General features: G+C 67.8%; 19 protein-coding genes and 1 tRNA gene. 11 read left to right on the plus strand and 9 right to left on the minus strand.

The features are described 5' to 3' along the window. Positions 1-3 precede the first annotated feature (3 nt). The gene (locus tag LOKHON_RS08385; RefSeq protein WP_033315546.1) at positions 4-699 is read left to right on the plus strand and encodes a DUF1223 domain-containing protein; all 696 of its coding nucleotides are present in this window, start codon (positions 4-6) and stop codon (positions 697-699) included. On the opposite strand, the gene LOKHON_RS08390 is transcribed toward LOKHON_RS08385, so the two are convergent. Then, entirely contained in the window at positions 696-1,595 is a 900-nt protein-coding gene (locus LOKHON_RS08390; protein WP_017928806.1) for a lysophospholipid acyltransferase family protein, read from the minus strand. The two genes, LOKHON_RS08385 and LOKHON_RS08390, sit on opposite strands and share 4 nt — an antisense overlap. Before the next feature lie 68 nt (positions 1,596-1,663). Then, positions 1,664-2,734 carry a FliG C-terminal domain-containing protein gene (locus LOKHON_RS08395; protein WP_026147519.1) on the minus strand — a complete coding sequence of 357 codons (1,071 nt, stop codon included), beginning with the start codon at positions 2,732-2,734 and terminating at the stop codon, positions 1,664-1,666. 365 nt (positions 2,735-3,099) lie between these two features. Between LOKHON_RS08395 and LOKHON_RS08400 the strand changes: the two genes are divergently transcribed. Then, a complete protein-coding gene (locus tag LOKHON_RS08400; protein WP_017928804.1) occupies positions 3,100-3,699 on the plus strand; it encodes a helix-turn-helix transcriptional regulator in 600 nt (199 codons plus the stop codon). Positions 3,700-3,735: 36 nt separating this feature from the next. On the opposite strand, the gene purB is transcribed toward LOKHON_RS08400, so the two are convergent. From purB to LOKHON_RS08420, 4 genes are all read right to left on the minus strand, one after another. After that, positions 3,736-5,037, minus strand: a complete 1,302-nt coding sequence (gene purB, locus LOKHON_RS08405; RefSeq protein ID WP_017928803.1) for an adenylosuccinate lyase — start codon at positions 5,035-5,037, stop codon at positions 3,736-3,738. 113 nt (positions 5,038-5,150) lie between these two features. Beyond that, complete coding sequence (locus tag LOKHON_RS08410; RefSeq protein ID WP_017928802.1) at positions 5,151-5,999, minus strand: hypothetical protein; 849 nt, start codon at positions 5,997-5,999, stop codon at positions 5,151-5,153. A 256-nt stretch (positions 6,000-6,255) separates the two neighbouring features. Beyond that, positions 6,256-7,662: a type I glutamate--ammonia ligase gene (glnA, locus tag LOKHON_RS08415; protein ID WP_017928801.1), complete on the minus strand. Its 1,407-nt coding sequence runs from the start codon at positions 7,660-7,662 to the stop codon at positions 6,256-6,258. Positions 7,663-7,735: 73 nt separating this feature from the next. Beyond that, entirely contained in the window at positions 7,736-8,074 is a 339-nt protein-coding gene (locus LOKHON_RS08420; protein WP_017928800.1) for a P-II family nitrogen regulator, read from the minus strand. A gap of 194 nt (positions 8,075-8,268) precedes the next feature. Here LOKHON_RS08420 and LOKHON_RS08425 point away from each other — a divergent pair, with 194 nt between their 5' ends. The 3 genes from LOKHON_RS08425 to tig all read left to right on the plus strand — a co-directional run bounded on the left by LOKHON_RS08425 (position 8,269) and on the right by tig (position 11,326). Beyond that, complete coding sequence (locus LOKHON_RS08425; protein ID WP_017928799.1) at positions 8,269-9,780, plus strand: NAD(P)H-hydrate dehydratase; 1,512 nt, start codon at positions 8,269-8,271, stop codon at positions 9,778-9,780. A 104-nt stretch (positions 9,781-9,884) separates the two neighbouring features. Then, positions 9,885-9,969, plus strand: a tRNA-Leu gene (locus LOKHON_RS08430). Positions 9,970-9,997: 28 nt separating this feature from the next. Next, complete coding sequence (gene tig / locus LOKHON_RS08435) at positions 9,998-11,326, plus strand: trigger factor (protein WP_017928798.1); 1,329 nt, start codon at positions 9,998-10,000, stop codon at positions 11,324-11,326. A gap of 88 nt (positions 11,327-11,414) precedes the next feature. Here tig and LOKHON_RS08440 read toward each other — a convergent pair whose 3' ends face one another. Then, entirely contained in the window at positions 11,415-11,918 is a 504-nt protein-coding gene (locus LOKHON_RS08440) for a lactoylglutathione lyase family protein (protein ID WP_017928797.1), read from the minus strand. Positions 11,919-12,022: 104 nt separating this feature from the next. Here LOKHON_RS08440 and LOKHON_RS08445 point away from each other — a divergent pair, with 104 nt between their 5' ends. Further along, a complete protein-coding gene (locus tag LOKHON_RS08445; protein ID WP_017928796.1) occupies positions 12,023-12,925 on the plus strand; it encodes a LysR family transcriptional regulator in 903 nt (300 codons plus the stop codon). A gap of 68 nt (positions 12,926-12,993) precedes the next feature. Here the strand turns inward: LOKHON_RS08445 and mepK are convergent, their stop codons facing one another. Then, a complete protein-coding gene (gene mepK / locus LOKHON_RS08450) occupies positions 12,994-13,566 on the minus strand; it encodes a peptidoglycan L,D-endopeptidase MepK (RefSeq protein WP_017928795.1) in 573 nt (190 codons plus the stop codon). 315 nt (positions 13,567-13,881) lie between these two features. Between mepK and LOKHON_RS08455 the strand changes: the two genes are divergently transcribed. From LOKHON_RS08455 to LOKHON_RS08470, 4 genes are all read left to right on the plus strand, one after another. Next, entirely contained in the window at positions 13,882-15,501 is a 1,620-nt protein-coding gene (locus LOKHON_RS08455; RefSeq protein WP_026147517.1) for a L,D-transpeptidase family protein, read from the plus strand. A 28-nt stretch (positions 15,502-15,529) separates the two neighbouring features. Continuing rightward, positions 15,530-16,600, plus strand: coding sequence for a UDP-3-O-(3-hydroxymyristoyl)glucosamine N-acyltransferase (locus LOKHON_RS08460; protein WP_017928793.1), 1,071 nt, complete (start codon positions 15,530-15,532; stop codon positions 16,598-16,600). Between the two features lie 82 nt (positions 16,601-16,682). After that, complete coding sequence (locus tag LOKHON_RS08465; protein WP_017928792.1) at positions 16,683-16,949, plus strand: acyl carrier protein; 267 nt, start codon at positions 16,683-16,685, stop codon at positions 16,947-16,949. Between the two features lie 8 nt (positions 16,950-16,957). Next, positions 16,958-18,178, plus strand: coding sequence for a beta-ketoacyl-[acyl-carrier-protein] synthase family protein (locus LOKHON_RS08470; RefSeq protein WP_017928791.1), 1,221 nt, complete (start codon positions 16,958-16,960; stop codon positions 18,176-18,178). 75 nt (positions 18,179-18,253) lie between these two features. Here LOKHON_RS08470 and LOKHON_RS08475 read toward each other — a convergent pair whose 3' ends face one another. Next, the gene (locus LOKHON_RS08475) at positions 18,254-18,946 is read right to left on the minus strand and encodes an invasion associated locus B family protein (protein ID WP_017928790.1); all 693 of its coding nucleotides are present in this window, start codon (positions 18,944-18,946) and stop codon (positions 18,254-18,256) included. 531 nt (positions 18,947-19,477) lie between these two features. Here LOKHON_RS08475 and LOKHON_RS08480 point away from each other — a divergent pair. Further along, the gene (locus tag LOKHON_RS08480; protein ID WP_017928789.1) at positions 19,478-19,903 is read left to right on the plus strand and encodes a hypothetical protein; all 426 of its coding nucleotides are present in this window, start codon (positions 19,478-19,480) and stop codon (positions 19,901-19,903) included. Positions 19,904-19,947: the final 44 nt, after the last annotated feature.

Raw genomic sequence — 19,947 nt, forward strand, 5'->3', positions numbered from 1 at the left:
AGCATGCGCGGATACATGGCGGCATTGAGCATCGCGGCGTGCCTTGCCCACGGGGCGGCGCAGGCGGATGCGCCGGTCGTGATCGAGCTGTTCACCTCCCAAGGCTGCTCCAGCTGCCCGCCCGCCGACAAAATGGTGCACGAGCTTGCAGAGCGCGAGGACGTCATCGCGCTTGGGTTGCACGTCGACTACTGGGATTACATCGGCTGGGCCGACAGCTTCGCGCATCCCGCCTTCACCAAGCGCCAGAAGGCCTATGCCGCCGCCGTGGGCGATCGCATGGTTTATACGCCGCAATTCGTCGTCGGGGGCATGGAGCGGATCGTCGGCGCCAAGCCGATGAAGGTGATGGAGGCGGTGATGGACCGCGTCGAGGCGCCGCGCAGCGTGGAGATGGAGGTCGCGCGCGACGGCGACCTGCTGCGAATCACCGCGCGGCGTCTCGATGGCGGCACGGACCCGCTGGTGGTGCAGCTCGTGCGCTTCATGCCCGAGGGGCGGGTGGCGATCGAGCGCGGCGAGAATGCGGGCCACGAGCTGACCTATGCCAATATCGTTACATCCTGGGACGTGGCGGCGCGCTGGGCCGATGGCGCGGCGTTTGAGGCCGAGCTGCCGGTCTCGGGCGAGCAACCCGGCGCGGTGATCGTGCAACAGGAGGGGCCGGGCGCGATCCTTGCTGCGGCGCGGCTGCCCTAGAGGCGCGCGGTCTTCCACCGGTTGTGCACCCAGAACCATTGCCCCGGATTGCGCCGCACCCGCGCCTCGAGCCGGGCGGTCGCCTCGTGCATCATCCCGGTCGGATCGCCATGCGCGATCGGAGCTTCGACCGCGACGTGAAACGACGTGCCATCGGCCTCGCGGGTGCCAAAATAGGGCACGAGCAGCGCGTCGAAGCGCAGCGCCAGCTCGGCGGCGGTAAGCGCGGTGCGGGCCGGGCGGCCGAGAAAGTCGATCTCCACGCCGCCACGATCATGTAGGTCGAACAGTATGGTCGCCATGCCACCGCCCTTGAGATGGCGCAGGAAACCGGTCAGCCCGCGCCGCCCCTTGGCAAACACCGGGCCCGACACGCCCTGCATCGTCGCGGCGTAGTGATCGTTGACGAAGCGGTTCGACATTTCACGGTAGAGCCCGCCGATCTCGTATCCCATGCCGGTCAGGACCCGGCGCGGCGCTTCGTGGTTGCCGAAATGGCCGGTGACAAAGATGACGGGGCGGCCTTCGGCGCGAGCGCGGGCGATGGCGTCGAGCCCCTCGGCCACCTGCGGTTGCGCCGGAAGGGCGCGGGCGAATTCCGCGCCGGAGTAGTTTTCGATCAGGGTGCGGCCGAGATTGTCGCAGACCGCGCGCGAGAGCGCATCTCGGCGCGAGGCGGCAAGATCGGGCCAGATCAGGCCGAGATTGGCACGCGCGCGGCGTCGATACCCGGCCAGCGGCCCGATCGCGCGCGCGGTAAGCGCGCCCATCGCCGCGACGCGCCGTTCATAAGGCAACGCCATCGCCGCGCCGATCGCGCCGCGCAGCACAAAATCCACCGCGCGGTCGCCCGCTCCGCGCCCGGAGGGGCGCTTTGCCTTTTCGCCTGCCGTCATGACCGTTCGCCCGTCCATCCGTATCCGCCAAGGCCATAGGACGCGCGGGGCCCGTTGCCAAGCCGGGCTCAGCCCGCCTGCTCGTCGCTGTCGGGGGTGACGAGCGCGATCTCACCGGCTTCGGCGGCGGCGCGGATCGCGGCGACGATCTCGCTCATCGCGGCTTCGCCCTCGACCTGCCGGATCGCGCCGCGCTCCGAGATTTCGTCGCGCAGCCCCTGCGCCATGCGCTGCGAGATGTTGTCGAGCAGGTGTGCGGCGGCGGCGGCAAAACCCGCGCCGAGCGTCTGCGCCGCGGCAAGCGCGGTGATCAGCACCGCCTGATCGACGCGGCGCAGCACGGCGGGCGCATGCGCGGGCGCGAGCCGGGCCGGAATGTCGGCGAAGGTGAAGATGGCGCGGCGCACGTCGCGCGCGAACCCCGGATCCTCGGCCTCGAGCCCGTCGAGCACGGCGTCGCGGGTGGCGCTGCCGCTGGAGTTCAGGATGTCGCCCAGCCGGTCAGGGGCGGGATGGGCAAAGGCCTGATCGGGCGGGCGGCAATGTTCGGCCGCCAGGGCGGCACCGATCCGGTCCACCGCCTCCGGACCGATGGTCGATGTCTGCGCCATCGCGTGGGTGATGCGCCGGGCCCGTTCGCCGGGCAGCAGCCCGAGAAGCTCCGCGGCCTTGACGACGGGCAGCTTGGACAGGGTGACGGCGGCGATCTCGGCGCATTCGCCGGTCATCAGCGGCACGAGATCGGGGCAGGGCAGCGCCGTCAGCCGGGCCCATGAATCATCATGGCGCGGCGGTCCGCTCTCGGCGCGCAGCCGCGCCGCCGTGGCCGGGCTGATCCGACCGTCGAGCGCCGCGAGCGCCCTGTCCATGCCGCCAGGCGCCGCGAGGCCGAGCCCCTCGATCCCGTCCGCGAATTCGGTCGCCACCGCCGACAGCGTCGCCCGGTCGACCAGCCGCAGCGCGCCAAGCTCGCGCGTCAGGCTGACCTGCACCTCTTCGGGCAGCGCCGCGAGGTCGAGTTTGCGCCCCTCTGTAATCATCAGCTGCACCACCATGGCAGCCTTGCGGCGGCGGCTCAGGGCGGGGGCGATGCCGACGGGACGCGCATCCGCGGCGTCGATGGGCTGTGCTGCTAACACGGGGGATGGCCTCCTGTTCGGGTTGTCGGTCGAGGCATAGTAGATCGGGGTAAACAACAGGTTCGCTTGCCGCCTCCCGGACAGGCCGCGCGTGGGGGACACGGGGATGCCGTGATGCGGCAGAGGCGTTTTTTCGCGCCGAACCTCGGGTGAGACCGCCCGGTCGCGGGCCTAGGGCCGCAATCTGCTTGAGATGAGGGCATCCCTGTTCGATAGTGGACATGTTGGGAAAGGTTATCCGTGCTGTCCTGTTTTGCAGTCGTCGTGCCATGCCCAAACGGCCATGTCCTGGGAGGGCGGACGATCACTACTGGCGTCACGAGCAGACCGATTGGGGGGATGACCCATCGAAATGGGCTCGGAAGATGAGCACCCGCATCGATACGGACCTGCTGGAGCGGATCGCTCCGGTCGGTTATTACATCGCGTTGCGGATCGGCTTTGCGTTTCCGCTCGAGGAAATCAACCGCCTGCCGCGTGAATGGGTCGACCTGTATATCGCGGAGCGGTTGATGCTCGACGATCCGGCGGTGCGCTGGGCCTACGCGCATCAGGGGGTCTCGCGCTGGAGCGCGCTGGACGACCCGCTCGGGATCTTTGCCAAGGCATGGCGGCTGGGCCTGCGCTATGGCGCGGTGGTCGCGGTGTCCGACGAGGCGAGCGGGATGCGTTCATTCGGCATCTTCTTGCGCGATGACCGGGAACTGAGCGACCGCGAGCTTGGCGTGCTCGAAGGCATGCTGCGGGGGCTGCACGAGGGCGCGGCGCCGCCGAGCAACCTGACACAGGCCGAGATCGAGGTGCTGCGGATGGTCAAGAATGGCTACAGGCTCAAGCAGATCGCCCATGCGCTGGGCGTCACCGAGGGCGCGATCAAGCAGCGGCTGAAGAACGCCCGCACCAAGCTCGGCGCCAATACCGCGACGCAGGCGGCGACGCTGGCGGCCGGGTTCGGCCTGATCTGAGGCGGGCGGTGGCGGGCCCGTAGGCCCGCCGCGCGGTCAGCCGAAAACGCGCGCGAAGATCGTGTCGACATGCTTGGTGTGGTAGCCGAGGTCGAACTTCTCCTCGATCTGATCAGGCGTCAGCGCGGCCGTCACCTCCGGGTCGGCCAGAAGCTCGGTCTTGAAATCCGCGCCCTGTTCCCAGACCTTCATCGCGTTGCGCTGCACGAGGCGGTAGGCGTCCTCGCGGCTCACCCCGGCCTGGGTCAGCGCCAGCAGCACGCGCTGGCTCATCACCAGGCCGCGGAACTTGTTCATGTTGTTGAGCATGGTCTCGGGGTAGATCACCAGCTTTTCGATCACGCCCGCCAGCCGGTTGAGCGCGAAGTCGAGCGTGACGGTCGTGTCCGGCCCGATCGCCCGTTCGACCGAGGAATGCGAGATGTCGCGCTCGTGCCAGAGCGTGACATTCTCCATCGCCGGGACCACCGACATGCGCACCAGCCGGGCGAGACCGGTCAGGTTCTCGGTCAGCACCGGGTTGCGCTTGTGCGGCATGGCGCTCGAGCCCTTCTGGCCCTTGGAGAAGAACTCTTCCGCTTCCAGCACCTCGGTGCGCTGCATGTGGCGGATCTCGGTGGCGATGTTTTCCATCGACGAGGCGATCACCCCGAGCGTGGCGAAGAACATGGCATGGCGGTCGCGCGGGATCACCTGCGTGGAGATGGTCTCGGGCGTCAGCCCCATCTTGGCGCAGACATGCTCTTCGACCGCCGGATCGATATTGGCGAAGGTGCCGACTGCGCCGGAGATCGCACCGGTGGCGATCTCCTCTCGCGCGGCACGCAGCCGGGCGAGGCCGCGATCCATCTCGGCATAGAAACGGGCGAAGGTGAGGCCCATGGTGGTGGGCTCGGCATGGATGCCATGGCTGCGGCCGATGCGCACCGTGTCCTTGTGCTCGATCGCGCGCGCCTTGAGGGCGGCGAGCACGCGCTCCATGTCCGCGATCAGGATGTCGGCGGCGCGGGTGAGCTGCACGTTGAAGGTGGTGTCGAGCACGTCCGACGAGGTCATGCCCTGATGCACGAAGCGCGCCTCGTCGGAGCCGACATGCTCGGCCAGATGCGTCAGGAAGGCGATCACGTCATGCTTGGTGACGGCCTCGATCTCGTCGATGCGGGCGACGTCGAACTCGACATCCTTTGCCTTCCAGACCGCGTCGGCGTTCTCGCGCGGGATGACGCCGAGATCGGCCATCGCGTCGCCGGCATGGGCCTCGATCTCGTACCAGATACGGAACTTGGTGGCGGGCTCCCAGATGGCGGTCATCTCGGGGCGGGAATAGCGGGGGATCATCGGCGCTCTCTCGGTCAAGGAGGGTTCGCCGCGGTCATAGGGGGATGGGGCCACTGGCACAAGGTCGCGACCTGACCCAGCGGCAGATCCGCCGGGTCGGCATCGCGGCGGGCCTAGAGACCGGGCAGGCCGCCCCCCACCGGCAGGCCCAGCGTCAGCATCAGCGCACCGGCCACGACGGCGCTGCCGGACCGGCCGCGCAGGCGCGCCAGCGACAGGCCGAGCAGGGTGCGCGGCTGGCGTTCGGCTTGCGCCTCTTCCTCGGTCGGGCGCAACGCCTCGCGGATGCGGCGCATTTCCTCGATCATCGGATGCAGCGCGGCGGGTGCGTCATTGGCCGGCCATGCGCGGTCGGCGGCCGGGCGCTTTTTCGGTCGCTCGGTGCGGTAGCCGGGGCGCTGCGGCCTGCGGGGCCTGCGCGGGCGCCCTTCGGGCACCTCGGGCGCCAGCTCCGACACCTGTTCGGCGGTCTCGGCGTCGTAGCGCGCGAGCATCCGGTCGATCTCGGCCGAGCTGGTGTGCAGGCCGGGACGGGACGGGTCGAGACCGGGCAGGGCGTCGACCAGCTCGTCGATCATCTCGACGCTGGCGATCCGCGCGCTGGTTTTCCACAGCATCCGGTCGGACATGAAGCGCGCATTGATCCGGTCGGCGAGCAGCCGGGTGATGGTGCCCTGGTGGCTGGCGATGCCGATCTGGCAGTCGCCGGTCTCGTCGGCGCCGACGCCGATGGTCAGGCAGGCGGCGTAGCGGCCGGTCATGGCCTGCGTGTAGGCCAGAATGATTCGGGCGTTGTCGAGCTCGAAGACCGCGACATCCTCGTGATCCCAGTTCAGGGCGCAATCGCGGGCGGGCAGGTCGTTCAGCGCAGTACGGAGATCATCGACGAGAGCGGGAAAATCGAGATCGGGGGCGCCGCGAAAAAGCAGCTGGGCAATGGTACTGGTGATCGGGTCTGCCATGGACCTGTCTCCAAGATGGTCGGCGCGTTGGCCGTATGAGTGGTTCATTCACCCTTGTTTAAGAAATGTGTTCTCGCTGCGCGCGAACGAGGGAATTAGAAAGGTCTCCGAGCGCGGATTGCCCCGGCTTTGCCGCATTCTCGCCCTGATGTGCGGCCCGTCAATCTCTCCGTCGCGGTCTGCCGGGCCGTTTCGGCACGCAAACGGGGCGCCCGTGGGCGCCCCGCATGGCCTCGATGCGGCGATCGCGGAGCGATCAGCAGCTGTAGTAGAGCTTGTACTCCACCGGGTGCGGCGTGTGCTCGTAGGCGTAGACCTCTTCCCACTTGAGCGCCATGTAGCCCTCGAGCTGGTCGCGGGTGAACACGTCACCGGCCAGCAGGAACTCGTGATCGGCCTCGAGCGCCTCGAGCGCCTCGCGCAGCGAACCGCAGACGGTCGGGATCTGCGCCAGTTCCTCGGGCGGCAGGTCGTAGAGATCCTTGTCCGAGGACGGGCCCGGATCGATCTTGTTCTTGATGCCGTCGAGACCGGCCATCAGCAGCGCCGAGAAGCACAGATAGGGGTTGGCGGCGGGGTCGGGGAAGCGGGCCTCGACGCGCTTGGCCTTCGGGCTTTCGGACCACGGGATCCGCACGCAGCCCGAACGGTTGCGGGCCGAATAGGCGCGCAGCACCGGGGCTTCGAAACCGGGGATCAGGCGCTTGTAGCTGTTGGTGGTCGGGTTGGTCAGCGCGTTGAGCGCCTTGGCATGCTTAAGGATGCCGCCGATGAAGTAGAGCGCCTCCTGGGAAAGGTCGGCATATTTGTCGCCCGCGAAGAGCGGCTTGCCGTCCTTCCAGATCGACATGTTGACGTGCATACCCGAGCCGTTGTCGCCCGAGATCGGCTTGGGCATGAAGGTCGCCGACTTGCCGTAGGCCTGCGCCACGTTGTGGATGACGTATTTGTACTTCTGGATCTCGTCGGCCTGGTGGGTCAGGGTGCCGAAGATCAGGCCCAGCTCGTGCTGGCACGACGCCACCTCGTGGTGGTGCTTGTCGACCTTCATGCCCATGCGCTTCATGGTCGAGAGCATCTCGCCGCGCATGTCCTGCGCGTCGTCGATCGGGTTGACCGGGAAATAGCCGCCCTTGACGCCCGGACGGTGACCGGTGTTGCCGACCTCGTATTCGGTGTCGGTGTTCCAGGCGCCGTCAATCGCGTCGACCTGGAACGAGACCTTGTTCGAGGTCACGGCGAAGCGGACATCGTCGAAGATGAAGAACTCGGCCTCGGGGCCCATGAAGGCGGTGTCGCCGATGCCCGACGACTTGAGATAGGCCTCGGCCTTGAGCGCGGTGCCGCGCGGGTCGCGGTCATAAGGCTCGCCGGTGTCGGGCTCGACCACGGTGCAGTGGATGCACAGCGTCTTCTCGGCGTAGAACGGGTCGATATAGGCGCTGTCGAAGGCCGGCATCAGCTTCATGTCGGACTGGTCGATCGACTTCCAGCCGGCGATCGAGGAGCCGTCGAACATGAAGCCTTCCTCGAGGAAGTCCTGGTCGACGAGGTCCGAGACCACGGTGACGTGCTGAAGCTTGCCCTTGGGGTCGGTGAAGCGGATGTCGACGTATTCGACCTCCTCGTCCTTGATCATCTTCAGAAGCTTGGTGCTGTCCATCTGAGTGCTTTCCCTGTTGTCTCGTGTCATGGAAGGGGGCGCGCCGACGGGGCCGGGCTCCCTTGCCGGTCCATCAGATCGCGTCGTCGCCGAATTCGCCGGTGCGGATGCGGATCGCCTGTTCGACGGGCGACACGAAGATTTTGCCGTCGCCGATCTTGTCGGTCTTGGCGGCGTCGACGATGGCGGCGATCGCGCGCTCGACCTGATCGTCGGGCAGAACCACCTCGACCTTTACCTTGGGCAGGAAATCGACCACGTATTCGGCCCCGCGATACAGCTCGGTATGGCCTTTCTGGCGCCCGAAGCCCTTCACCTCGACGACCGAAAGACCTTGCACGCCAGCCTCCTGGAGCGCCTCCTTCACCTCGTCGAGCTTGAACGGCTTGATGATCGCCTCGATCTTCTTCATGTCGCGCGACTCCCTTGCATCCGCGTTCTCTGGGGTGAAACCATGCCGATCACACCATCTCAATCGCCTGCCCGGGCGGTGCCGTGGCCCGGCCCCGAAAATCCGCAGGCGTGATTAAAAATTGTGCAACTTGGGTGCCATAGATGCATTTTGAAAACTCCGCACCTCTCACGCGCCACGAATCTGCCCGTTCGATGGGCAGTCTCGACGGCGCGACGCTGCTGAGCGCCGCGGAAATGCGCGATGCCGAGGCGCGCGTGATCGCGGCGGGCACGCCCGGCGCGGTGCTGATGGAGCGGGCGGGCGCGGCCGTGGTCGCGGCGATCGCGGCGCGCTGGCCTGACCTCGGGCCCGGCGCGCGGGCCTGCGTGCTGTGCGGACCGGGCGGCAATGGGGGCGATGGCTACGCGGTGGCGCGGCTGCTGGCGGCGCGGGGCTGGCGGGTGGAGCTGTATGCCTTCGCGCCCGCGCAGCATGAGGACGCGCGCGCGCAGGCGCGCTTGTGGCAGGGCATGGGGCCCATCGCGGTTTGGGACGGGGCGGCAAAGGCGGCGGCAGAGGCCGATCTCGTGGTCGATGCGCTGTTCGGCCTCGGCCTGACGCGGCCCTTGGGCGCGGCATTCGATGCCCTGCTCGATGCGCGGCCATGCCGGGTGGTCGCGATCGACCTGCCATCGGGGCTGTGCTCGGATAGCGGCAGGGCGATCGGCGGGCGCTGCGTCGAGGCCGATCTCACCGTGACCTTCCACGCCCCCAAGCGCGGCCAGGTCCTGGCGCAGGGGCCCGATCTGTGCGGTGTGCTCGATATCCGCGACATCGGGCTTGAGGAGGGACCGAAGGCACGGGACGGTGCCGTGACACTGACCCGTGCGCCCGAGCGGCTCGGCAAGATGTCGGGGCACAAATACGGCTACGGTCACGCGCTCGTGCTGTCGGGCGGGGTCGGGCGCGGCGGCGCGGCGCGCATGGCGGCGCGGGCGGCGCTTCGGATCGGCGCGGGGCTGGTGACCATCGCCTGCCCCCCGGCCGCGCTTCAGGAAAACGCCGCCCGGCTCGACGCGGTGATGCTGCGCTCTTTGCGCAATGCCGAGGCGCTGGATGCGCTGTTGCAGGACCCGCGGCTGAACGCGCTGTTGCTCGGGCCGGGGCTTGGCCTGCGCGCGCGGGAGAGCGATCTCGTGGCGCGGGCCTTGGCGGCGGGCCGCGCGCTGGTGCTCGACGCCGATGCGCTGACGCTGATCGCGCAGGATACGGCCCTGCGCGATGCGCTGCATGCGGACTGCCTTCTGACCCCGCATGACGGGGAGTTCGCCCGGCTGTTTCCCGATCTCGCCGACCGCATGGGGGGCGAGGCCGCCACCGGCCCGGCCTATTCGCGTATTGACGCGGTGCGCGAGGCGGCGGCGCGCGCGGGCTGCACGGTGCTGCTCAAGGGGCCCGACACGGTGATCGCTGGGCCGGACGGAAGGGTGCGTGTCAATGCGGGCGTCTACGGCCGCGCCGCGCCATGGCTCGCCACTGCAGGGGCGGGCGACGTTCTGGCGGGGATCGCGACGGGGCTGATGGCGCGGGGCCGGACGGGATTCGACGCGGGGCAGGAGGCGGCATGGCTGCATGTCGCGGCGGCGCGCCGTTTCGGGCCGGGGCTGATCGCCGAGGATATCCCCGATATCCTGCCCGCGCTGATGCGCGAAATGGGCCTGTGAGGTCGCAACGGCAGCCCGCATTTTTTCCCGTGGCGCGCGGCTTCGCGCTTTGCTAGACAGCGCCGAGATTTCCGGGGGGCGCGTCGCGCCTCTCTGACAGACATGCGGGTGTGGCGGAACTGGTAGACGCACTTGGTTTAGGTCCAAGCGCCGCAAGGCGTGGGGGTTCGAGTCCCTTCACCCGCACCAAGAAACACGACTGAGAAAAGGACGACAGATGCAGGTCACCGAGACCCTCAACGACGGCCTCAAGCGCGGCTACACCATCACGCTGCCCGCCGCCGAACTGGACGCCAAGGTGCAGGAAAAGCTGGTCGAAGCCCAGCCCGAGGTCGCCATGAAAGGCTTCCGCAAGGGCAAGGTGCCGCTGTCGCTGCTGAAAAAGCAGTTCGGCCCCCGCGTGCTCGGCGAAGCCATGCAGGAGAGCATCGACGGCGCGCTGTCGAACCACCTCGAAGAGAGCGGCGATCGCCCGGCGATGCAGCCCGAGGTGAAGATGGCCAATGACGACTGGAAGGAAGGCGACGACGTTGAGGTCACCGTGGCCTACGAAAAGCTGCCCGAGATCCCCGAGACCGACTTCTCCGACATCGCGATCGAGCGGCTGAAGGTCGTGGCCGACGACGCCGCGATCGACGAGGCGCTGGGCAACCTCGCCGAGACCGCGCAGAACTTCGAGGACAAGGACGGCGCCGCCGAAGAGGGCGACCAGGTCGTCATCGATTTCCTCGGCAAGATCGACGGCGAAGCCTTTGAAGGCGGCGCGGCCGAGGATTATCCCCTCGTGCTCGGCTCCAACTCCTTCATCCCCGGCTTCGAGGATGGGCTGAAGGGCGTGAAGGCCGGCGACGACAAGAACGTCGAGGTCAACTTCCCCGAGGATTACCAGGCCCCGAACCTCGCCGGCAAAGCCGCCGTGTTCGAGTGCAAGGTCAAGGCCGTGAAAGCCCCGCAGAAGGCCGAGATCGACGACGAGCTCGCCAAGAAGTTCGGCGCCGAGGATCTCGCCGGTCTCAAGGCGCAGATCGCCGAGCGCCTGGAAGCCGAGTATTCCGGTGCCAGCCGCGCGGTCGCCAAGCGCAAGCTGCTCGACATCCTCGACGAGAAGGTGTCGTTCGACCTGCCGCCGAGCCTGGTCGAGGCCGAGGCCAAGCAGATTGCGCACCAGCTCTACCACGAGGAGCACCCCGAGGATCACGGCCACGACCATGGCGAGATCGAGCCCACGGATGAGCACAACAAGCTCGCCGAGCGCCGCGTGAAGCTCGGCCTGCTGCTGGCCGAGATCGGCCAGAAGGGCGAGATCCAGGTCACCGACCAGGAGCTGACCCAGGCGATCCTCAACCAGGCGCGCCAGTATCGCGGCCAGGAGCGGCAGTTCTTCGAGTTCGTCCAGCAGAACCCGCAGATGCGCCAGCAGATCCAGGCCCCGATCTTCGAGGACAAGGTCATCGACCACATCCTCGAGCAGGCCAAGGTCGACGAGAAAGAGGTCTCCAAGGAAGATCTCCAGAAGGCCGTCGAGGCGCTCGACGACGAGGCCTGAGCCTCAACCGTTTCTTGAAACGCGAAAGGGCCGCCCCGAGGGGCGGCCCTTGTCGTTTGCGTCGTTTGGCGGCCGGGGTGGCGCGGGTTCAGCTGTAGGCGCCGGCCGAATATGTCAGCTCGTAGCTGTGGCTGTAGATCTCGAAGACGACTCCGAAGGGGTCTTCGACATAGACCATGCGGTAAGGTTTCTCGTCGGGGAAATATTCGCGGATCGGCATCCGCTGCTTGCCACCGGCGGCGACGATCTTCTCGACCAGGCCTTCTACGTCGGGGTCCTGGATCGCGAAGTGGAACGTGCCGTGACGGCGGAAGTCGAGATTGTCCTCGGGCGCGTAGTTGCCGTCGAATTCGAACAGCTCCAGCCCGATCCGGTCGGCGGTGGCGAGATGCGCGATCCGCAGCTTGTTCCAGCCCGCGCCGAGCACGTCGGTGCACATCCGGCCGATGTCGCTGTCATCCTCGACCACCGGGGTCGGCTGCATGATCACGTAAAGGCCCAGCACCTCGGTATAGAACTTCACGGCGGCGTCGAGATCCGGGACCGACAGGCCGATATGCGAAAAGGCGCGGGGGGCGGGGGTGTTGGTCATGGCGAAAGCTCCAATCCGATTGCGTTCGATCCCTAGCTAGGCTTGACCGCGCCGCATGTGAAATTATCGTTTGCGATGATATCGATAACATTTTGGAATGATGAATGCTGAACGCCCAGTGGCTCGAGAGCTTTGCGGTGCTGTGCGAGACCGGTCATTTCACCCGCGCCGCGCAGCGGCTGAACATGACGCAGCCCGGCGTGTCGCAGCAATTGCGCAAGCTCGAGGCGCAGGTCGGGCAACCGCTGCTGACCCGGCAGAACAAGGGGTTCACCTTGACCCCCGCGGGCGAAGAGGTGCTGGCGCTGGCGCAGGCGCGTCGGGCCGAAGAGCGGCGGCTGCGCGAGGCGATCCGCGCCGATGACCCGGCGGCCGGCGAGGTGGCGGTGGCCAGTTCGGGCAGCTTTGCCATGGCGTTGCAGCCGGCCTTCTGGCCGCTTTTGCGCGAGGCGCCGGGGCTGGCCCTGCGGCTGGAAGCCGCGCCGCAGCGCGCGGTTCTCGATGGCGTGGCCGAAGGGCGGTTCGACCTCGGCGTGGTCGATCACGCGCCGGGCGATCCGCGTCTCGCGGCCGAGCGGATCGGCCGCGAGACGCTGTGCCTGCTGTTGCCGGCCACGGCAGGACACGAGACGCCCGGTTTTGCCAATCTGCAGGCGCGCGGCTTCATCGCCCATCCCGATGGCTGGCTGTATGCCGAAGAGCTGTTCCCGGCCAACTTCCCGGACGAATTCCGCGGCGCCGAACAGCTCGCAGTGCGCGCCTTCGTCAACCAGATCGGCCAGATCCCGGCCCCGGTCGCCCACGGGGTGGGGTACACGCTGTTGCCGCTGAGCGGGGTGGAGGCCTTTTCGGGGCGCGACAGGATCACGATCGCCCGGCTGCCTGTGCCGCGGCACCGCGAATTGTGGCTGCTGCGGCGGCGGGGGCGGGTGTCGCCCGCGCGGGTCGAACGGGTGGCGGATCTCGTGGCGCAGGTGGCCGCGCGGCTGCAGCCGCGCGCAGGCTGATGCGAGAAGGGCGCCCCGCATGGGACGCCCTCTCGACCTGTGCAGCAGGTCTTGGAAATCGTTTCGGCTCAGCTGCCCCAGCTGCGCACGGCGCCGCAATCCATGTGGACGAAATTCGAGCTGGAATACTTGCCCACCCCGCCGGCCTTGCAGGCCGCGGCGGCGCGCGCCATCTGGCTGACCGAGCGGCTGGCGAGCCGCAGGTCGGCGGCCTGGCCCTTGAGGTGCAGGGAATTCTTGGCGACGCCGGAGGAGCGGCTGCGCAGCATCGCGTTGGTGGCCGGCGAGCGGTAGCCCGACAGAAGCATGTAGGGTTCGCTCGACTCGAGCAGCTTGTGCGAGGCGGCCATGATGTCGACGGTGCGGGTGTCGATGTCCATCATCTGGTTGTTGCGCCAGTCGCGCATGAAGACGTTGATCTCGCGGATCGCCTCGGCGATGTAGTCGCCCTCGATCCAGTAGATCGTGTCGATCTTCTCGCCGGTCCGTTCCGAATACATGCTGATCCGACGCACGTCGCCCGCGCGCCTGAGGAACCCAGCGGCATTGGAGTAGGTGGGTGCTGCGGTGACTGCCGTGGCCGCGAACGCGCCAAGGAGACCGCGACGGGTCATGCCCGCCGAGCGAAGATTGTTCATCATGTGAGCGCCTGTCCCGTCGCTTACCTGTGGGCCCGCAGTTTCACGGGCGTTTTTGTCATCCGTCCCCAGATGCAGCCCCTCTATCGCATGAGTGGCCGACTCGACCAAGGCCGGTTATCCGATAACAGGGTGAAGAAAGTCCAAATCGGCGGGAACTTGCGCAAGAGGCGCGGTGTTGACCCGAGGTTCGTCCGATCTGCGGCGCAATTGCCACGAGGCAAGCCTCTTGATGCGCGAACCGATGGCCGGGCGGAGCGCCGGTGTCTATGTCCGATGCAGGATCCTGCGCGATCCGTCCCAAAGTCTTGGTGTTGCATGTCTTTATCGTCCCGTCCTCGCTTCGCCACCCTGTTGCGCGGGCTGGTTCTGCCCGCCGGTCTCGCGCTGAGCCTGTCATTGCCGACGGCGGGGCAGGCGCAGGTGAGCCCGTTCCGGCAGGCCGTGGCCGAAGCCGTGGCGGGGCGGGGCGATCTTGCACCGAGCTACCGCGCCCGCGGTTTCGCCGGGATCTGGACCGGCGCCGATGCCGCGGCCATCGCCCGCCGCAACGCGCTTTTGTCGGCGCTGTCGCGCGCCGGGGCGCATGGGTTGCCGGTCTCGCGCTACGATCCCGAGGCGCTTGTCGCCAAGCTGCGCGCCGCGCGCAGCCCCGAGGAGCGGGCCGAGATGGATGTGGAGATGACCCGCGCCTTCCTGCGCTATGCCCGCGACGTGCAGACCGGGCTTCTGGAGCCGGGCCGCGTGGTCGAGCTGATCCGCCGCGAGGTGCCGCTGCGCGATCCGGCGGAAACGCTCGCGGGGTTCCTCGAGGCCGAGCCCGCGGCATTTTTGCGCGCGCTTGCGCCCGGCACGCTCGAATACGGGCGGCTGATGCGGGCACGTGCCGAATTGCAGCGCGCGCTTGACGCGGGCGGCTGGGGGCCGCGCGTGCCCGAAACCAAGATCGCCGCCGGTGACAGCGGCCCGGCGGTCGTGGCGCTGCGCGACCGGCTGATCGCGATGGGCGACCTTGCCCCGACCACCAGCGCAAGAATGGACGCGCCGCTGATCGCCGCCGTGCGCGCCTTTCAGGCCCGCAACGGGCTCGCCGTCGATGGGGTGGTTGGACCCGGCACCCGCGCCGAGCTGAACCGCTCCGCGGAGGAACGGCTGCAATCGGTGCTCGTCGCGATGGAACGCGAACGCTGGACCAACATGGAGCGCGGGCAGCGCCACGTGCTGGTCAACCTCACCGATTTCAGCGCCACCATCATCGATGACGGGCAAGAGACGTTCCGCACCCGCTCGGTGATCGGCGCCGAGGCTTCGGACCGCCAGACGCCCGAGTTTTCCGATGTCATGGAGCACATGGTCATCAACCCGAGCTGGTACGTGCCACGCTCGATCGTGGTGGGCGAATACCTGCCGCAGCTCAAGCGCAACCGCAACGCCGCAAGCCAGATCCTGATCACCGACCGGTCGGGCCGCGAGGTGCCGCGCAGCTCCATCGATTTTTCGCGCTATGACGAACGCAGCTTTCCCTATTCGATGCGGCAGCCGCCTTCGAATTCCAATGCGCTGGGTCTCGTGAAATTCATGTTTCCCAACCGCTACAACATCTATCTCCACGACACCCCGGCGAAATCGCTGTTCGGGCGCGAAAGCCGCGCCTTCAGCCATGGCTGCGTCCGGCTCAACGATCCGTTCGAGTTCGCCTATGCGCTTCTCGCGGCGCAGGAGGACGATCCCGAAGGTTTCTTCCGGTCACGGCTCGCCACGCAGCGCGAGGCACGGGTCGTGCTCGATGCGCCGGTGCCGGTGCACCTGATCTACCGCACCGCCTTCACCGATGCGGAAGGGCGGTTGCAGTTCCGCCGCGACGTCTATCGCCGCGACCGGACAATCTGGGACGCGCTGGCCCGCGCGGGGGTGGCGATCTCGCGCCCGGCAAGCTAGATCCTCTTCGAAACGCAAGGGGATCGTCATGGATTACACGCTGAGCGACATCGCCACCGCGCTGGAGGCCGAGCTGCAGGGCGACGGCAATCTGCGCGTCACCGGTGCCGCCGAACCGGGCATGGCGGGCGAGGGCGATCTCGCGCTCGCCATGTCGCCGAAATGGGCCGATGCGCTGGGCCAGGGCCGGGCCAGGGCGGCGCTGGTCTGGCCCGGGGCCGATTGGCGGGCGATGGGGCTCGAAGGCGTGGTGATCGCGCCGCGCGGGCGGCTCGCCATGGCGCGGCTGACGCGGCTTCTGGACACCCCCGAGGCCGCAGCCGGCATCCACCCCTCCGCCGTGGTCGACCCGTCGGCCGAGATCGGCGCGGGCGTCAGCATCGGGCCGCTCGCGGTGATCGGCGCGGGCGCGGTGATCGGCGCAAACGCAAAGATCATGGCGCAGGCCTCGATCGGGCCGAACGTGCGGCTCGGGGTGGATGCGCTGATCCATTCGGGCGCGCGGCTGGGCCGGGGCGTGGTCGCGGGCGACCGGCTGATCGTGCAGCCCAACGCGGTGATCGGCGGCGACGGGTTTTCCTTCGTCACCGAGGATGCGAGCCACGTGGAAACCGCGCGCGCCGAGCTGGGGCAGGGCACGGTGTCCGAGGACAGCGACCCGACCTGGCACCGGATTCACAGCCTCGGCGCCGTGTCCCTGGGCGACGACGTGGAAATCGGCGCCTGCGCCACGGTCGATGCGGGCACTATCCGGCCCACGCGGATCGGCCATGGCACCAAGATCGACAACCTCGTGCAGGTCGGCCACAACTGCGTCATCGGCGATCACTGCCTGCTGTGCGGCCATGTCGGCCTCGCCGGGTCGGTGACGATCGGCGATCGCTCGGTGCTCGGCGGCAAGGTGGGGGTGTCGGACAATCTCACCATCGGCGCCGATGTCGTGCTTACCGGCGGTTCGATCGTGTTGTCGAACGTGCCCGCGGGCCGGGTGATGATGGGCTACCCGGCGACCAAGATCGACACCCAGGTCGAAAGCTACAAGGCGCTGCGCCGCCTGCCGCGGCTGATGCGTGACCTCGCGGCCTCCCGCAAGGGATGAAAACGGCCATTCATGGTTCCAATGCGGCGTTGCAGCGACTAGATCGGTCTCGGATCATTCAGTTGCAGGGGGCGCGGACCACATGGATGTGCGCGACAAGGTGATTGCCATCATCGCCGAGCAGGCGATGCTCGAGCCGGGCGACGTGACGCCCGGCCAAAGCCCGGCCGATCTCGGCATCGACAGCCTCGGCCTCGTCGAAAGCATCTTTGCCATCGAAGAGGCCTTCGACATCTCGGTGCCGTTCAACGCGAACGCCCCCGAGCAGGGCGATTTCGACATCTCCTCGGTCGCGGCGATCGCCGATGCCGTGGAGCGGTTGGTGCAAGAGCAGCACGCCAGCGCATGACCGGGCGCATGAGCGGCGGAGCCCGGCGCGTCGTCATCACCGGCGCGGGCACCATCAACAGCCTCGGGCACGACGTTGCTTCAACCCTCGCCGCGATGCGCGAGGGGCGCTGCGGCATCGGCCCGTTGAACCTGCGCGACGTGGAGCGGCTCTCGGTGCAGATCGGCGGTCAGGTCCGCGATTATGACGAATACGCCCATTTCAACCGCCAGCAGATCGCGCTCTACGACCGTTTCACCCAGTTCACGCTGCTCGCCGCGCGGCAGGCGATGGCGCAGTCGGGCATCTCGTTCACGGATGAGGAAAGCGAGATGTCGGGCGTCGTGCTCGGCACCGCCGGTGGCGGGGTCAACACGTGGGACGAGAATTACCGCACCGTCTATGAGGAAGGGAAGAACCGGGTTCATCCCTTCGTGGTGCCGAAGCTGATGAACAACGCCGCCGCCAGCCATGTCAGCATGGAGTACAACCTGCGCGGCCCGAGCTTTACCGTCGCCACGGCCTGCTCCAGCTCGAACCATGCGATGGGGCTGGCCTTTCAGATGATCCGCTCGGGCATGTGCCGTGCCATGCTGACCGGCGGCTCCGAGGCGATGCTCTGTTTCGGTGGGGTGAAGGCCTGGGAGGGTCTCAGGGTGATGTCCAAGGACGCCTGTCGCCCGTTCAGCGCCAACCGCAACGGCATGGTGCAGGGGGAAGGCGCAGCGGTCTTCGTGTTCGAGGAGTACGAGAACGCCCGCGCCCGCGGCGCCGAGATCCTGTGCGAGGTGGCGGGCTTCGGCATGACGGCGGACGCCGCCGATATCGTGATGCCCTCGGCGCAGGGCGCCGAGCGGGCGATGCGCGGCGCGATGCGCGACGCGGGGCTGACCCCTGAGCAGGTCGGCTACATCAACGCCCACGGCACCGGCACCGCGGCCAACGACAAGAGCGAATGCGCCTCGGTCGCGCATGTCTTCGGCGCGGCGGCGGATCGGCTGATGATTTCCTCGACCAAGTCGATGCATGGCCACCTGATCGGCGGCACCGGCGCGGTGGAGCTGCTGGCCTGCATCATGGCGCTGCGCGACGGCGTGATCGCGCCGACCATCGGTTACGAGGAGCCGGACCCGGAATGCGCGCTCGACGTGGTGCCGAACGTGGCGCGCGAGGCGCGGGTCGAGGCGGTGTTGTCGAATGCCTTCGCCTTCGGCGGGCTCAACGCGGTGCTGGCGCTGCGCGCCGCCTGATCCGGGCGGGACGATGCAGAAAGGGCGCGGCCTCGGGATCGAGGCCGCGCCCTTCGCGTGGTGTGGGGCGGTGTCTTACTGCGCCTTGGCGCTGACCGCGTCGAAGCCCGCGGTGAAGCCCGACAGCGACATGTCGAGATTCACTTCCTGGTCGGGGGCCGCGACGGGCACGATGCGCAGCATGCCCGCGCGGCCCCGCTTGAAGGCGCTGAGCTGCTGCTCGGAGAGCCCGAAGCGCGACACGCAGCCGGCGGCGTTGCAGAAGCTGAACGGGTAGCGCGCGGCTTCGCCGCCATCGATCGAGATCGACAGCGCCTCGGTCAGAAGCGTGCCAAGCGGCGCGGTGACCGTCACGCCTGCCGCGGCCTGCGCCTGCGCCGAAAGCGGCAGCACGGTGACCTCGGCCACGGCATTGCCTTCGCCGTCCTCGAGCAGCTGGTAAAGCTGGCACGGCTCGGTTTCGCCCTCTTCCACGCGCATGCAGCGCAGCGACCAGTCGCCATGGGTTTCCGCGACATAGGGCTGGCCCGGACGCTCGGAGGCGGGGGCATCGGCCTGCGCGGTCTCCGCGCCGGTTTCGGCAGCGGGTGCGACGGGGGTGTCCGGTTCGGCGGGGGCTTCGGCCTGCTCCGGTGCATCGGGGGCGTCGGTCTGGGCCGGCGCGGCGGGGGCTTGCGGGGCCTCGGGCGTGGAGGTGTCCTGCGCGGCCAGCGGGGTGGAAAGGGCCAGCAGCGCCACGCTGGCCAGCAGTGTCAGTCGGTTCGGCATGTGTCGCGATCCCGTTCTATCAGTGTTTGGACGCGGCTTAACACGGGCCCCCGAGGCTTGTCAGGCGGGAAAGAGGCGTGGGAACGGCAGTTTAGCGCCGACGCAGAAAAAAGGGGCCGCGTGGCGACCCCTTTTTCCTGTTCTCCCTGTCGGACTTGGCCGACTAATTGCCCGGACGCTACGAGAAGCCGGGCGCGACGTCAACCGGTATCAGCGGTCAACCTCCCGCAGGGCCAGCAAAAAAAGACCGCGCCCGAAGGCGCGGCAAGTCTGACAGGGAGGACGCCGGGCGACATGCCCGACCCCACCATCATGCCACGAATTGGTTACCGTGGCATTGACGGAAAAGTATTGGAATACGGTTCATCCGAGCGCCTGTGTCCTCCTCGCACGGTTTCGCGGCGCGCCTGCACCCATGGGTGGAATGTACGATTTTAGACAAAACCCAGAGTTCAGCTCTGCTGACGGAACGGAAACAATCGTGTAACGTTTTTGACACGGGAGCCGAAAATCAAACATGGGAGGAACCGCATGCATTCGAAGGTCGAGGAACTCTGGGCTTTGGAGAAGCGGAACTGGCTCGACGGCGCCGACTTCTACGAGCGCCAGCTCGCCCCTGACGCCGCCATGGTCATTCCCTATCCCGAGGCTCGCAAGGATCGTATCGCCGCGCTGAGCGGCAAGTGTCCGGCCCGGCAATGGGAGGCGGTCGAGCTGTACGACCAGAGCGTGACCCAGCGCGGTGAAACCGTTTTATTGAGTTACCGGGTGGTGGCCTGGCGCGATTGCTGCGCGGCACCTCTGCGCGCCCGCTGCGCCTCCACCTATCTTGACGATGACGGCAGCTGGCTTCGGCTGTCGCACGAGCGCGAAACGCTTGAGGTCGAAGAGACGCAAGGCAAGGTGTCGATCCTGAGGCGGCCGGAACGTCCCGAGCCGCGGCTCGGGGCGGCCTGAAACAGGCCACGGCGCCGCCAGCCTTGCTGGCCATGAAGGACGAA

The organism is Limimaricola hongkongensis DSM 17492, assembly GCF_000600975.2.
GTDB lineage: Bacteria > Pseudomonadota > Alphaproteobacteria > Rhodobacterales > Rhodobacteraceae > Limimaricola > Limimaricola hongkongensis.

Excerpts from the sequence above, each read along its gene's own strand:
- LOKHON_RS08425 (WP_017928799.1), top strand. The coding sequence starts at position 8,269 with ATGGGCAGTCTCGACGGCGCGACGCTGCTGAGCGCCGCGGAAATGCGC.
- LOKHON_RS08390 (WP_017928806.1), bottom strand. The coding sequence starts at position 1,595 with ATGACGGCAGGCGAAAAGGCAAAGCGCCCCTCCGGGCGCGGAGCGGGC.
- LOKHON_RS08385 (WP_033315546.1), top strand. The coding sequence starts at position 4 with ATGCGCGGATACATGGCGGCATTGAGCATCGCGGCGTGCCTTGCCCAC.
- tig (WP_017928798.1), top strand. The coding sequence starts at position 9,998 with ATGCAGGTCACCGAGACCCTCAACGACGGCCTCAAGCGCGGCTACACC.
- LOKHON_RS08400 (WP_017928804.1), top strand. The coding sequence starts at position 3,100 with ATGAGCACCCGCATCGATACGGACCTGCTGGAGCGGATCGCTCCGGTC.
- LOKHON_RS08470 (WP_017928791.1), top strand. The coding sequence starts at position 16,958 with ATGAGCGGCGGAGCCCGGCGCGTCGTCATCACCGGCGCGGGCACCATC.
- LOKHON_RS08440 (WP_017928797.1), bottom strand. The coding sequence starts at position 11,918 with ATGACCAACACCCCCGCCCCCCGCGCCTTTTCGCATATCGGCCTGTCG.
- glnA (WP_017928801.1), bottom strand. The coding sequence starts at position 7,662 with ATGGACAGCACCAAGCTTCTGAAGATGATCAAGGACGAGGAGGTCGAA.
- mepK (WP_017928795.1), bottom strand. The coding sequence starts at position 13,566 with ATGATGAACAATCTTCGCTCGGCGGGCATGACCCGTCGCGGTCTCCTT.
- LOKHON_RS08455 (WP_026147517.1), top strand. The coding sequence starts at position 13,882 with ATGTCTTTATCGTCCCGTCCTCGCTTCGCCACCCTGTTGCGCGGGCTG.
- LOKHON_RS08480 (WP_017928789.1), top strand. The coding sequence starts at position 19,478 with ATGCATTCGAAGGTCGAGGAACTCTGGGCTTTGGAGAAGCGGAACTGG.
- LOKHON_RS08460 (WP_017928793.1), top strand. The coding sequence starts at position 15,530 with ATGGATTACACGCTGAGCGACATCGCCACCGCGCTGGAGGCCGAGCTG.
- purB (WP_017928803.1), bottom strand. The coding sequence starts at position 5,037 with ATGATCCCCCGCTATTCCCGCCCCGAGATGACCGCCATCTGGGAGCCC.
- LOKHON_RS08445 (WP_017928796.1), top strand. The coding sequence starts at position 12,023 with ATGCTGAACGCCCAGTGGCTCGAGAGCTTTGCGGTGCTGTGCGAGACC.
- LOKHON_RS08475 (WP_017928790.1), bottom strand. The coding sequence starts at position 18,946 with ATGCCGAACCGACTGACACTGCTGGCCAGCGTGGCGCTGCTGGCCCTT.
- LOKHON_RS08420 (WP_017928800.1), bottom strand. The coding sequence starts at position 8,074 with ATGAAGAAGATCGAGGCGATCATCAAGCCGTTCAAGCTCGACGAGGTG.
- LOKHON_RS08465 (WP_017928792.1), top strand. The coding sequence starts at position 16,683 with ATGGATGTGCGCGACAAGGTGATTGCCATCATCGCCGAGCAGGCGATG.
- LOKHON_RS08410 (WP_017928802.1), bottom strand. The coding sequence starts at position 5,999 with ATGGCAGACCCGATCACCAGTACCATTGCCCAGCTGCTTTTTCGCGGC.